Genomic DNA, 13,504 nt, shown 5'->3' with positions numbered 1-13,504 from the left:
TACAGGGAATGCCTCTGGGGGCCGGGACCGCGGCCGTTCCGGGAGCCTTCTCCTGGTGCCGACCACTCGGTCCAGTCAATCTCCCGCGCTCCAGCCACGCGCACGTCGGCGACTCCTGGGACTCTGCGCCCATTGTGGCGCCCGTATCGAGGGATGCGTGTCACATCTCTCGCCGCCCTTCTCCTCTTGGCAACTGACCGAGTGATGTGAAAAGTTGACTGCCACCAGTCCGACTTGCCGACCGCGGAGCGGGAGGGGCGCTACTTCCTCTCCCCCGGCAGGATCAAGGGTGAACGCGGGCGCTCCAGGTGGCCCGTCGGCGTAGGTCAACGATTGCTCATCCCCCGAGCCCGGCCATGGGCACGCCGGCGATGCGCTACCGTGGGAGAACGTTGGTTCTCCCCGAAGGGTTCCGGCCATGAAGCATGGAGCAGATCTCGGCATGCTCCGCACATTCCTGTGCGTCTACCGATGTGGGGGCGTTGCCAAAGCCGCAGGCCTACTCGGCCTGTCTCAACCCGCCGTCTCGCGCCACTTGAAGGCGCTGGAGGGCATCACGGGACGGAGTCTTTTCGACCGCCTGGGGCGAGGGGTCGCCCCGACCCAGGCAGGAGCCCTCCTCGCGGCTCAGATCGCCACTCACCTGGATGCCCTGGAAGGCGCGATCGACGCGCTGGCTCCCCCCAGTGCCACTGCCCCTGTACTGCTCGGAGCGCCGAGCGATCTACTCGCGGTCCATGTCCTGCCCAAGCTGACCCCTCTACTGGCACGCGGTGTCGACGTGCACTGCCGCATCGGTCTGTCTCCGGAACTCGCCCAGACGCTCCTGCACGACGAGCTGGACCTCATCGTAGTGACGAAGATCGAGCAGGCTCCCACCAAACAGCTTCACCTCAGACACCTATGCGAGGAGGAGTTCGTACTGGTGGGCCGGGCCGGAGAAGCCCCATACGCGCCGGAGAACGACACTCGTCGCTTCATCGGCTACTCCCCGGCCATGCCGATGGCCCGGCGCTATTTCCGCACCTGCTGGGGCATACAGCCACCGGCACCGGCTCTGACGGTCGCCGACCTTCGGACCGTGGTGGCTGCCGTCGCGGCGGGAATCGGCCTGAGCGTCGTGCCCCGCTATCTCGCACAGGAGGCCCTGGACGTCGGCAGACTGAGTGTCCTGCACACACCGGTCACTCCCGTGGGCAACTCGATATACCTGGCCACGCGCCGGGGACGCGAGCACCTGCCTCAGATCAGGGCCGCGTTCGAGCTGCTCTGCCAGACGGCCTGAGCACACGGAAGCGGAGCTGTCCGATGCGGCCGCGCCGTCCGGCGGCCCGGACAGCGCGACCTTGGGTGGGTCGTCCAGCGATCCCGGCCAGGGCTAGGAATAGGCGGCGGCCAGCGCCGAAGCGGCAGGTGCGACGCCGCTCGCCCTGCCGACCAGGGACACCAGGCAGCTGGCCAGGGCACCCCGTACGGCAGTCCCAGCGAAGGTGGTGAAACCGAGACCGGTCTCGCCGCCGGCCACCACGGCGCCTCCGAGCGTCGGTCCCACCACTGCTCCGGTGCGGCCGACTCCGGTCACCCATCCGAGGCCCGTGGCGCGCTCACTGGGGGCGTACGTCCTTGCAGTGGCGGCGTACACCATCACCTGGGCGCTGAAGAGCCGGATGCCCGTGATGAAGACGATCGTGCAGACGGCCGCGAGGGGACGGGCATGACGCTCACGCTGCACGGGAGTGCGGGGCGAGGCGAGGCGAGGCGAGCGGTCGATCCGACAGCGGGTTTCCGACTCCGGGACGCCCCAGGCTTGTCCGTCTAGTGAACTATGGTTCATAATTGGTCGGCTGTGAGTGTTCGACCGTGCCCTGCCCTTTCAACGGGTTCGGCTGAACTGGTTGACCGACGCGTGAGGTGAAGGCCATGCCCGAGGATTCCGTACGTCCCCTGGAACGTGGTCTCGCCGTGCTGCGCAGTCTGACCGCACCTGGTCAATCGCAGCAGATGCGGGCCAGCGACCTGGTGCACGTCACAGGGTTGGCGCGCTCCACCATCGACCGCATCGTCACCACCCTGACCCACCTCGGTTATGTCCGGCAGCAGGGTGTGGAACTGCGCCTGACACCCCAACTCATGAAGCTGGGCAATGCCTACCTGGCAGCCAGCGCCCCTGCCCGGGAGATCACTCAGCAGGTGGCCACACTGGCAGACGAGCTTGACGAGTCGGTCTCCCTGGCAGCACTCGACGGTGACGCGGTGCGCTTCATCGCCCAGTCACCCCGGCGTCGCGCGATGTCCGTGGCCTTCCAGGTCGGCGACCTGCTTCCGGCGGAACGCAGTGCCGCCGGAGCGGTGTTCGCGGCCGACTGGGACGACCGGCAGTGGGCAGCCTGGCGTCGCAGGGCCGCCTCGGATCCCCATGGCCTGACCTTTCCCCGGCTGCGGCCCCGGCCGGTGACGGAAGAGGACTTCGCCCAGCGGGCCGAGCAGGGCCGCACTCGCGGATGGGCCGTGGACGACCAACTGGTCGAGCCAGGGCTGGTGGCCGTTGCGGTGCCCGTCGCCTGCGAGGGCCCCACCCGATACGCGCTGAGCATGGTGAGCCACGTCAGCAGGCACTCGGCACAGGAGTTGGCCGACATCGCATTGCCTCGCCTCCACCACGAAAGCGCGGTCCTTGCCCGCTTGTTCCGCCAGCACGCGACGCAGTCACGGGCGGGGCGGGAGCACATGGTGCCGTGGCCGGCCCATACCGTCGGCGAAGCCAAAAGCGAACTGGGTTCCGGCTTTCTGCAGTCACTCGCGCGCGGCCTTGCGGTCCTGGAGGCCTTCGAAGCCGCAAGCGGTGACGGCCTTCCCGTGTCCGCCATCGCACAGATCACGGGCCTGCCGCGCACGACCGTCAGGCGCTGCCTGGTCGCCTTGGAGCAGCAGGGCTACGCCGAGCACAGCGATGGTCTCTTCCGTCTCCTCCCGCGTGTCCTCGAGCTCGGCCACTCGCGGATTGCCGCCCTGTCGTTCAGTGACCTGCTGACCCCGCACCTGCACGCCCTGGTCGACCGCGTCCAGGAGTCGGCTTCCGTCACCGTTCTCGACGACACCAGCATTCTGTACGTGGCGCGCGTACCGACCGTGCGGATCATGACGGTCCATATCGCCCTCGGTACCCGGTTCCCCGCCTACACCACAGCCATGGGCCGTGTCCTGCTGTCCGGCCTTCCCGCTGCCGAACGGGACACGATCATCGCCGCCTCACAGCCACGCGCCTTCACCCGGCACACCGTCACCTCCCCCGCACGCCTGCGCACCCTCATCACCGCGGCTTCACAGCAGGGTTATGCGGCCATCGACCAGGAGTTGGAGGAGGGGCTGCGTTCGGTGGCCGTGCCGATCAAGGATGCCGACGGCAACGTGATCGCTGCGCTCAATGTCGCCCAGCACTCCGGCGGCACTCCGCTGCAGGAGACCAGTGACCAGCTCCTGCCTGCGCTGAGGGACTCGGCCCGGGCCATCGAGAACGACCTGCACACCATGACACGCTTCAGCGCCTTGCCCATCCCCTGAGTCGGCGGCCGAGACGAGCCGCCTCGCTCCCTGACCGAACGCGTACGGGAAGACCGGCGTCCGCAGTCTGCGGTGCCCGCAGCTCCCCTGCGCGCGGGGCGTCACGCCCTGATGGACGTCCGCACGTACCCACTCCTGAAGATTGGGTACACGCGTGAGGTATTCACAATTGTTGTGAGTACTATCCAGTAACGTATCGGCACGTCAATCCAGGGAGAAAGAGGGCCGCTGTGGCCGAGAACCAGGACGACATCGCCAACCTCAAGCCGCTCTACGCAGCCAGGCTGGCCGAAGACCTGGAGCGCAACGCTCGGGAACAGGAGCGCCTCAGCAGCGAGATGGCCGCTCTACAGGCGAGGCTGGAGACGCTGCGCCACAACCAGGTTCTCCTGGTCAACATGCAGCAGGCGCTCGGTCAGACGGTGACAGCTGACGAAACCCCGTCGTCGGCCGACTCCAACGCCTCCGTGCCGCGTCAGGGCAGGCCCGCACCGCAGGCCGGCCAGCCAAGGCCAGACCATGTCACACAGTCAGCGGTGCCTCAGAAGACAGCGCCCGCTGCACCCTCCGCGAGCGCCGACAAGTCAGGCCGGAACACCCCCACCCTCCGTGATCTCGCGGTCGGTTACCTCAGCCAGGAGGGCGCGCCACGTTCTGCCCTCGCCGTCACCGATGCGCTGACAGAGGCACACCAGGACCGCGGTTTCAAGATCACCGTGGTACGTAGCACGCTCGAAGCCATGGTTGCCCGGGGCCAGGTCCGACGCAGCAAGCAGGGCAAGTCCGTCTTCTACACAGCGACTGCCACGTTGGCGGCAGACAAGAAGCGACCCGTCACCGCCTGACCGCCCCACCCTGCGACCACTGAAGTCACTGCCGGCAGTTCCCCTTGCGCCGCACGCTGCCGCAGCGCACCGCATGTGGTACCGACGGAGCACCAGGACATCAGCCGACGCTGTACGACAGTCCGGCATCCTCGTCGCCGAACGGCCGATACAGTCCCTCGTCGCGAACATTCCATGTCAAAACCAGGCGGTCGACGGCCACGCTCAGGTCGACGCCCACCGGCCCGCACGTTCGTTGCGCTTCACTGACCAAGTGCACACAGGTGCCGACACGATTCGGATCCGACCGTACCTCCGCGACGAAATCGGCGAGTGGATGGCCGCCGATTGACTGCAACGCCGTTGTGATCACACGAGCACAGTAGCGTCTCCGTCGCGGGCACCAGCCGCGCAGGTCAGCTCAAACACCTTGTATTTTCTGATAGTTGACGCTCACCGGCGTCATGGCTCACCCCGTGTCCCATGGGCTTGGCTGGAGGGCAGTCGCGCTGCTTGCGCCGCAGTGAGCGTGCCCTGTGGGCGCAGGAAAGAGCGCTGCGTCCAAGCCGCATGTACAGGTCGGTCGCCACGTCGCCGTCCCGCCGACAAGCGGTCGCAAGTCCACTGCACAGGAGAAACACATGTCCAGCTTGCGAAGCCGGATCACCGGCGCCCAGCAGGCCTCGGCCAACCACGGTCATCCCCTGCACACCGTCGCGCACCTCGCGGGCGAGGGCCCTCCGGCCGCTCTCCACACGGCGGCACGTGCGGTGACCGCCGCTCACGAGGCCTTTGAGTCGTGGTCGGCCATGCCTCCCGCTGAACGCAGTGCAATCCTTCTGCAGGCAGCACAGCTACTGATCATGCGCACCGGGCAGATCGTCGGGACGATGGCCGCGGAAGTGCGGGCATCGGGGCAGTGGTCCACGTTCAATGCCAAGCTGGCGGCTCAGATCCTCATCGACGCATCGGCCGCGGTCACGCAGCCGAGCGGCCTGGTCCTACCCACGCGCACGTTTGGGGCCTGCTCCATGCAGGTGCGAGTGCCCCTGGGAGTGATCGCAGCCATCACTCCCCCATATGCCCCGCTCCTCCTGGGGGCCCGCGCCGTTGCGCTGCCAGTGGCCCTGGGTAACACAGTCGTTCTCAAGCCCAGTCAAGACGCGACCCTGTCCGGCGGTGTGCTGTTACGCCAAGTGCTCGCCGATGCAGGCCTTCCCGACGGTGTTCTCGGTGTCGTCACCCATGACCGCGACGGCGACGCCGACGTGGTTTCCGCTCTCATCGCCGACCCACGGGTACGCGCTGTCAACTTCACGGGCTCGACCGCTGAAGGACGCAAGGTCGCCGTAGAGACGGCCCGGCAGCTCAAGCCGGCTGTGCTCGAGCTCGGCGGAAAGAACTCCCTGCTCATCCTGGGCGACGCCAACGTCGACTACGCGGTGGATGCTGCCCTCGTGAGCTCGTTCCTCAACGCCGGCCAGGGCTGTTGGAGCACTGAGCGCATCATCATCGACCGCACTCTCGCCGATGACTTCCTGTCTCGGTTCGCCAGCAGGGTCGCGGCCCTGCCTCACGGCGGCCCCACCTGGCCCGCCGCGGCCACCGGCACCGTGATCGACTCCCGCGCCGCACATCGCGTGTCGGCATTGGTCGCCGATGCCCTCGCAAAGGGCGCCACTGCGGTCACCGGCACCGGGGCGATCCACGCGGACGACACTTCACTTGCGCCAGTCGTACTCACTGGTGTCACCCCGAGCATGGACATCTGGACCCAGGAAGTCTCCGGTCCCGTCGTGGCGGTCCACACGGTCGACAGCGCGCAGGAAGCTGTCGCTCTTGCCGCCACCCCACCGCACGGGCTGACGGCGGGCATCATCACCGCTGACTGGGCGGGCGGCCTGAGCATCGCACGAAGGCTCCCCGCAAGCGCCGTTCATGTGAACAACCGCAGCGTCCCCGCCGAGCTCACTGCCCCGTTCGGGAGCATCTCCGACTCCGGGCTCGGCCGCTTCACGGACCGGGGAGCCATCGACTGTTTCACCGATACACGGTGGGTCACCGCGGGCGTCGAAGGCCGACCCGAATATCCCCTGTGACCTGCTTCTGTCTCCTTCCCGCTGTGATCCACACCTGACAGCGCCGAGTCGGCGGCTGCCACAAGCCGCTGCCAGGCCGGAACCACCGTCACGGCCAATGCCGCCGCATCCGAAGCCGTCGTTGCCGTACCCCTGCCCCAACAGCTGGACAACGTTGCCGTAGAAAGGATTTTCTGTGCGAACAGTCATCGTGGGGGCCGGGTCCGCCGGCCTCATCTGTGCCTGGAGGCTCAGCGCAGACCCGAGTCACGAGGTCGTGCTCGTGGACGCGGGCATCGACCCCGGCCCGGACATACCCCCGGAGTTGCAGACGGACATCCTCCTGCCGCCCCATTACTACTGGCAGTACACCGACCAGGACACGGGAAACTTCCTGCCCCGGGGCAAGGTCTTCGGCGGAAGCTCAGCGGTCAACGCGGCAGCCGCGGTCCGCGGTCATCCGTGGTGCTTCGACGCCTGGGACTCGACGCTGTGGTCCTTCGACGCCTGCCTGCCCGCCTTCCGTGCTCTGGAGGCCGACCAGCAGTTCGGGCAGGAGGACTACCACGGCTCCGACGGCCCCATCCCGATCACCCGGTACGAGCAGAGCGCATTCGACCTCGCGTTCCAGGACGCCTACCGCAGCCACGGCTATCGCCCGGTGGCCGACCACAACGCTCCCGGAGCCCTGGGCTTCGGCCCCTTCCCCACCAACCGTGTCGACAGCGTGCGAATGAGCACCCTGCTGACCGTGCTACCCCACATCCGTACGCGGTCCAATGTGGAACTGCGGCCGGGCAACGAGGTCCAGCGGGTTCTGATCAGTGGCGGCACGGCCCGTGGCGTGACCCTGTTCGACTCCCACGGAGAGCACACCATCGAGGCCGACCGCGTCATCCTGTCGGCCGGAACGTTCGGCACGCCGGAAATCCTCTTCCACTCGGGCATCGGCCCGGCCGACGGTCTGCGAGAGGCAGGCCTGCCGATCGTCGCTCACGCACCACAGCTGGGCGCGAACCTGTCCGACCATGTCCTGTTCCAGATGAACGTAGAGGTCACCGACACCTCCCAGCTGCCCATGCCGGGCGGACAAGGCACCTTGCTCACCTACGAGTTGCCGGGCGAACATCATCCTCAGGGCCAGATATTCGCCTATCACGCTCCCTTCTTCGACCCTACCGCCGGGCCTCAAACCGCCGCGGTGGCCGCCTCGCTGCTCACGCCCGAAAGCCGGGGCCACCTCACGCTGAAGCGTCACAGGGCCCAGGTGCACCTGAACCACCTGTCGACACCTCGGGACCGCGCACGGGCGGCCAGTATCGTCGCCACGGCCGGCGACATCATCGACGACCTGGCCGCCCAGGGACGGCTGAAGCTTCCCGACGCACCGTGGTGGCGCAGCAAGGACCTCGAACACGCCTGTCGCGAACAGGTCCTGTCCTACCACCACCCGGTGGGAACGTGCCGGATGGGCCGCGATGGAGAAAGTGTCGTGGACGAACACCTGCGAGTGAGGGGTGTGGACCATCTGATGGTGGCCGACGCCTCCATCATGCCGACCATTCCACGCGCCCACACCAATCTGGCCTCGATGATGATCGGCTACCGGGCGGCCGGCTTCGCGGACCAGGAGTAGCTCCGCAGGACGAGCGGTACGGGGCCGCCACGCTGGTGGGCTGCGCCCTCTACGCCGAGAGCGCCGACCTGACCATCGCCAAGGTGGCGAAGGGAGCCCTTCCGTACTTCGGTGAACTCGACGAGATCAACCGCCCAGCAGTGAACCGCCCGACCCGCCGTTGAGGCACCGCCCGCACGGCGCGTGCCCCGTGCGCATCGCACCCATTGAATGGGGCCGGTCATTCCCCCGGCGCGACCGCCCCCATTCCCGGGAAGGCGCTCTTCCGCTCTCCGGACCAATGACGCCTGGGTGATCATCTTTGTCCCACCCCCAGCAGCAGTCCGCATACGCCGAACTTTCCGACATCGCGCTCGCCGACCTCGTCCGTGCGGGAGCTCCCACCGCTTTTCCCGCCACCCAGGAGCTGCGCCGCCGCCATCTTCCTCGTCTGCTCGCCTACGCCCGCCTCTGCTCGCGGTTCGAGGGTGCCGCCCATCAACTCGCCTCGCGTGCTCTCGCGCTGGCCTGGCAGGACATATACAGCAGCGCATCGGGTGAAGGCCCCTTACGTCACCGGCTCCTCGGCTTCGTCCACCGGGCTGCCGCCACCTGGGCCACTGACAACCGCCGCGCGCGGCTCGACGAGGGGTACGTCGCGTTCCTGGGCGCTACGTACGGTACCGAACCGCCGGCGCACCAGCCGACGTCCGGCACACCGCCCTTCATGGCCCGCGGGTTCGACGCACTACCGCCACGGACTCAGGGCCTGCTCTGGCACGTGGTCGTCGAGCAGGACGTGGAAGCCGATGTGGCGCTGTACACCGGGCAACGGCTCTCCCAGGTGCCGACCCTGGCGGCCCGGGCGCGCGACGAGTACCGCGAAGCCTGTCTGCGGATCCATACGGAGGCGTGCGAGTCCACCGAATGCTTCGGATTCGCCCGCATCCTGGACGCCGCCGCCCGCAGGGAGGACGCCCGGCGCAACGCGCACCTGGCCGAGCATCTCACGCGGTGCCCCCGCTGCGACGGCGTCCTGCGTGACCTCGTCGACCTGCACGACATCCCCCGTTTCTCGATCGCGGACGCCGTGCTGGGCTGGCGTGGCAGGGCCTACCTGGCGGCGCCGGTCGAGACCGTCCCCGACGTCTCCTCCCCAGCCCCGGCCCGCACCCTCGACGGGCAAGGCCGCCCGCGTCCCCGCACCGCTGCCGCACATGCGCGCAGAACAGCGGCAGGCCCTGCCGCCCTGCTCAGCCTGTGCGCGCTGGTCGTACTCGCCGCAACGAGCACCGCGTTCATGTCCCTCGGTTCCGGTGGGGACCCGGCCCATGGCACCGGCACGCCCCATCTGCCGTCCGATGGCCCAGCCGGACAGTCGGCGCCCGTCGCCGTCCCCTCGGCGACGAAGCCCTCCTGGTGCCCCTCGGCTCGGCCTTCCCCCACCCCGGCGAGATCGCCCCTCATCACACCGTCGACGGTCCCACCCTGTCCGCGCTCCTCTCCCTCCCCGTCCGCCGGGTTCCGGCCGTTCGCTGGCGCCGCCTTCACGCCTGCCGCCAATTTCGCCACCGGCCTGCACCTCGACGTACGCGTCAGCGCCTTGAGCAACGGCACCGACATGGTGGGCGCGCACTGCCGTCCCGGTGCCCGCTCCCGGCAGTGGCACCTCGACAGCTCGAACTCCATCGGCCGCATCCGCCCCACGATCGCCCCGCACTCCGCCCTCGCTCAGGATGACAGCGCAGCGGGCACCCCTGTCCTCTTCGCACCCGCCGGTCCGGACGCCGGACAACGGCGGCAATCGGGATAGCCGCGCCGAGCCCTCTCGACCGCCGGCGCCGGGTGGTGTGTACACGCGCCTTGGCGTGTGCCCGACACGGTCCTCCCCGACGTGTCGGGTGGGACCCCTGGCCGACGGCCGACGCCTTCGCCACCCTCGATGGCCGTGGTGCCGTAGCGGCCTGGAGCACTGGAGCGCAGCGTCTCCTCGGGTATGCGGCCGACGAGATCCGGGGCAGACCCTACCGGGCCCTGCTGCAATCACCCGAAGAGGCGCGGCACCTCATGATGCTGGGCACTCGCTCGATCACGGCTCCGTCGTCGGCAGGCAACACCGTGATGATGAAGAAGTCCGCCGAGGATGCTCCGCTCGCCTACGGCCTGTTCATAGCCGAGGCGCTGGTGGACGCGTGGCTACCGCCCGGCATGCTCGACGTCGTCACCAACGCCGCCCGGCATCTCAAGCCGGCCGTGCTTGAACTCGGCGGCAAGAACTCCGTCATCGTGTTCGAGGACGCCGACGTGGACTACGCGGTCGACGCTGCCGCCTTCTCTGTGTTCATCCCCCGCCGCGGCCGACGCCGTGCGTACCAGTGCCGCCTTCACCGGGAGCGGTGTGTGGGAGTCGTGGATGACGCGTCATCGGTGTCCGTGCTGAGCGCAAGCGGCTGCTCCGCCCAGATCGTCTTGCCCCGTGTGTGGTAGCGGGTCCCCCACAGCTTGGCGAGCTGCGTGACCATGAACAGTCCGCGTCCTCCCTCGTCGGTGTCCAGGGCGCGCCGTACATGCGGGGACGTGCTGCTGCCGTCGGAGACTTCGCAGATCAGGCTGCGGTCGCGGATCAGCCGCAGCTCGACGGGGGGCGTGCCGTAGCGGATCGCGTTGGTGACCAGCTCGCTGACCAGCAGCTCGGTGGTGAAAGCCAACTCCTCCAAACCCCATGCGGCCAGCCTCTGCGCCACCCAAGCGCGTGCTTGCCCGACGGATTCGGGCGCGGCCGCCAACTCCCGGGCGGCGTAGCACTCAGGCGCCAGGGCACGTATCCGAGCCAGAAGCAGCGCCACGTCGTCCTGGAGGCGGTCCGGGAGGAGCCTGTGCAGTACGTCGTCGCAGAGCCCACTCAGCTCGGACCAGCCGGAGATCTGCGGGGCCGGCTCTGGGCGTTGCGGTGACAGTGCCGTGCAAAGCCGTGCCCGGACGTCTTCGCTGTCGCCCCAGGGCTTGCACAGACCCGCGGTGTAGAGCACGAGAGTGTCCCCGTCGGTGAGTGTCAGCTCTCCGCATTCGAAAGGGATCCCGCCTGTGCCCAGCGGCGCGCCCACCGGGATCTCGATGGCCTTGGCCGCTCCGTCGGCGGCCAGCAGCGCCGGCAGTGGGTGGCCCGCGGTCGCCAGGGCGCAGGACTGTGAGATCGGGTCGAAGATCGCGCACAGACAGGTCGGCGAGGGCGTGGCACCCGGCCCCTCGGGCTGCTCGCCCCGGAGTCGCGTGACCTGGCCGTCCAGATGGGTGAGCAACTCCTCGGGGGAGAAGTCCAGCTCTGCCAAGGTGCGCACCGCCGTCCGCAGCCGGGCCATGGTCACCGCGGCGTGCAGCCCACGCCCTCCGGCGTCACCGACCACCAGCGCGACCCGCGACCCCGACAGAGGAATCACATCGAACCAGGCACCGCCCAGCACCACCTGCCCGGTCGCCGGCAGGTAGCGCGACTCGGTCTCCACACCGCCGAGGACCGGCAGCCGTTGCGGCAGCAGGCTGCGCTGGAGCGCCGTGGCCGTGGTCCGTTCGCGGGTGTAGCGGCTCGCGTTGTCGATGCAGACCCCCGCACGCGTCACGAACTCCTCGGCAAGCAGGACGTCGTCGGCCTCGAAGGGGTGTGCCCGGGCAAAGCGCGCGAACACCACCACACCCAAGACGGCACCCCGCGCGTGCATCGGCACCACAAGCCACGAGTGAACCCCGCGCTCCCGGATCTCCGCGGCCCGGCGCAGATCCGATGTCGAGAGTTCGGCGCTGAGTTCGTGCCCCGTAAGCAGCAGTGGCTTGCCGAGGGCGAGCGCCCGGGCGGTGGGAGAACCGGGCACTGTGGAGAACGGATCGATCTCACCCGTACCGACCACCATGGTGACCGGCTCCCCGGGCAGCATGGCCTCCGCGGCCCGCCGCAGTGACACCGTTTCCGAGACAGGGCCGCTCACCGGCTCTTCGCCGCCGAAGACCGGGTCCAGCAGATTGACGTAGGCGTAGTCGGCGAACCACGGCACGGCCACATCCGTGAGCTCCCTCGCGGTATGCAGGACATCCAGCCTGCTGCCGATCCGGGCACTGGCCGCGTTCACCAGGTCCAGCCGCTCCCGTGCCCGGGCCTCCTCGGTCACGTCGAACACCATGTGCGCCAGCGCGACCACCTCTCCGGAACTACTGCGCAACGGCAGGATGCTCTCCGACCACACCGCGTCCCGGTCCGGCTCCCGGGGATCACGCCCGTGCACCTCGGTGCCGATCAGTGCCTTGCCGCTGGCGAAGACCTGCCGCTGACGTTCCTCCAGCGCGCTCATGTCCAACAGCCCGGCCGGAGCCGCCTCCCTCATGGTGCGGCCGATGACGCTCTCGGCAAATCCCGGGGCGCGGCTCCGTGAGTGGTTCTGGGCCAGGAACCGCAGACGTGAATCGAAGACATCGATGATGAACGGCGACTCGGTGAACAGCCCTCTCAGGAGCGCCTGCCGCAGCTCGTGCCGACGAACCGCTTCCGCGCTTTCGGCCTGGACGAGCCATTGCTCCGCCTCGTCACGTGCACAGGGGTGTGCCCACATCACCACCCCTACCGCGTGGCCGTCTCGGTGCCGCAGCGCTGAGGCGCCGAGAAGGGCGGACCCTTCGGCAGGACGGAGGTCCGCGATCCGGGCCGCGTCAGCCTGCGAGAGCAACAGGCTCGCCCCGGGCAGCCCCCGTGCCTGCGCTGCGGTGTGGCCGAGCAGCCGCTCTGCTCCGGGGCTCCAGCTGACCACCACGCCGTGTCCGTCCACGATGGCGAACGCGTCGCCCCTCGGCTGGACCAGAGTGTCAGAAAGCATCGTGTCGCACCGTCCGTAGGTCGTGCCACTCGGCAGCAGCACGTCCAAGGCACCCGCATGTAACACGTCCAAGGCACCCACACGTAAATACTGCCCCCCACCATGACTCGTGGCATCCGCTGCACACCGGTCACAGCGGTCTGCGCCACCCCGCTCCGGGCGCACTGCTCGAGCGCGCCGTTGGTTCCCGCTCCGGGAGCCGGACAGGCCGTGAGCCGTTCCGCGACCTCCTCACCACATGCGGTATCCGGAATGCCTTTGGCTGACGTGGCGCCGGGCCAGACGTACTTCGGCCGCGCCGTCCGCCACCGCCCACCGTGTCCAACCTGAACCGAGTTCGTGGCGCCACTTGGCCATGAGCAGCACGGACATCAGGCCAGTGCGTTTGACGGTGGTCAGGATCGGTGTGACCTCGACAGCGGCGTCCTGGCAGAGGCACCGTCCCTGCTGGTCAGGAGGGTGAGAAGGGCGTCTAGGTGTATTGACCCGCAGCGTTGTTCACGCGGCTGATGGGTGGTTGGCCGCCGAGCGCGGTGTGGCAGCGGTGGTGGTTGTAGGTGTGGAGGA

General features: G+C 68.6%; 10 protein-coding genes and 2 pseudogenes. 9 read left to right on the top strand and 3 right to left on the bottom strand.

What is annotated here, in order from left to right:
• Positions 1 to 442 precede the first annotated feature (442 nt).
• Positions 443 to 1,285: a LysR family transcriptional regulator gene (locus tag ACFVWD_RS11870; protein ID WP_389595421.1), complete on the top strand. Its 843-nt coding sequence runs from the start codon at positions 443 to 445 to the stop codon at positions 1,283 to 1,285.
• Positions 1,286 to 1,378: 93 nt separating this feature from the next.
• Here ACFVWD_RS11870 and ACFVWD_RS11865 read toward each other — a convergent pair whose 3' ends face one another.
• Positions 1,379 to 1,732, bottom strand: coding sequence for a hypothetical protein (locus ACFVWD_RS11865; RefSeq protein WP_389595419.1), 354 nt, complete (start codon positions 1,730 to 1,732; stop codon positions 1,379 to 1,381).
• A 188-nt stretch (positions 1,733 to 1,920) separates the two neighbouring features.
• On the opposite strand from ACFVWD_RS11865, the gene ACFVWD_RS11860 reads away from it, so the two are divergent.
• A complete protein-coding gene (locus ACFVWD_RS11860; RefSeq protein ID WP_389595417.1) occupies positions 1,921 to 3,561 on the top strand; it encodes an IclR family transcriptional regulator C-terminal domain-containing protein in 1,641 nt (546 codons plus the stop codon).
• Positions 3,562 to 3,791: 230 nt separating this feature from the next.
• Positions 3,792 to 4,406 carry a hypothetical protein gene (locus ACFVWD_RS11855; protein WP_389595415.1) on the top strand — a complete coding sequence of 205 codons (615 nt, stop codon included), beginning with the start codon at positions 3,792 to 3,794 and terminating at the stop codon, positions 4,404 to 4,406.
• Positions 4,407 to 4,506: 100 nt separating this feature from the next.
• Here ACFVWD_RS11855 and ACFVWD_RS11850 read toward each other — a convergent pair whose 3' ends face one another.
• Complete coding sequence (locus ACFVWD_RS11850) at positions 4,507 to 4,758, bottom strand: hypothetical protein (RefSeq protein ID WP_389595413.1); 252 nt, start codon at positions 4,756 to 4,758, stop codon at positions 4,507 to 4,509.
• 163 nt (positions 4,759 to 4,921) lie between these two features.
• Here ACFVWD_RS11850 and ACFVWD_RS11845 point away from each other — a divergent pair, with 163 nt between their 5' ends.
• From ACFVWD_RS11845 to ACFVWD_RS11820, 6 genes and pseudogenes are all read left to right on the top strand, one after another.
• Positions 4,922 to 6,484, top strand: coding sequence for an aldehyde dehydrogenase family protein (locus ACFVWD_RS11845; protein WP_389595411.1), 1,563 nt, complete (start codon positions 4,922 to 4,924; stop codon positions 6,482 to 6,484).
• A 175-nt stretch (positions 6,485 to 6,659) separates the two neighbouring features.
• Positions 6,660 to 8,099 (top strand): GMC family oxidoreductase, encoded by a 1,440-nt coding sequence (locus tag ACFVWD_RS11840; protein WP_389595409.1) that lies wholly within the window; start codon positions 6,660 to 6,662, stop codon positions 8,097 to 8,099.
• Positions 8,100 to 8,134: 35 nt separating this feature from the next.
• Positions 8,135 to 8,263, top strand: coding sequence for a hypothetical protein (locus ACFVWD_RS11835; protein WP_389595408.1), 129 nt, complete (start codon positions 8,135 to 8,137; stop codon positions 8,261 to 8,263).
• A 137-nt stretch (positions 8,264 to 8,400) separates the two neighbouring features.
• On the top strand, positions 8,401 to 9,891 hold the full coding sequence (locus ACFVWD_RS11830) for a hypothetical protein (protein WP_389595406.1): 1,491 nt from the start codon (positions 8,401 to 8,403) through the stop codon (positions 9,889 to 9,891).
• A 32-nt stretch (positions 9,892 to 9,923) separates the two neighbouring features.
• A pseudogene (locus tag ACFVWD_RS11825) lies at positions 9,924 to 10,142 on the top strand (PAS domain S-box protein); the annotation flags it as partial.
• Positions 10,143 to 10,145: 3 nt separating this feature from the next.
• Positions 10,146 to 10,424, top strand: a pseudogene (locus ACFVWD_RS11820) (aldehyde dehydrogenase family protein); the annotation flags it as partial.
• A 38-nt stretch (positions 10,425 to 10,462) separates the two neighbouring features.
• Here the strand turns inward: ACFVWD_RS11820 and ACFVWD_RS11815 are convergent.
• Positions 10,463 to 12,937 carry a SpoIIE family protein phosphatase gene (locus ACFVWD_RS11815; protein ID WP_389595404.1) on the bottom strand — a complete coding sequence of 825 codons (2,475 nt, stop codon included), beginning with the start codon at positions 12,935 to 12,937 and terminating at the stop codon, positions 10,463 to 10,465.
• Positions 12,938 to 13,504: the final 567 nt, after the last annotated feature.

It is taken from the genome of Streptomyces sp. NPDC058086, assembly GCF_042885015.1.
Lineage (GTDB): Bacteria > Actinomycetota > Actinomycetes > Streptomycetales > Streptomycetaceae > Streptomyces.
The sequence above is the reverse complement of the archived record's forward strand: the minus strand, read 5'-3'. Positions and strand labels throughout refer to the sequence as shown.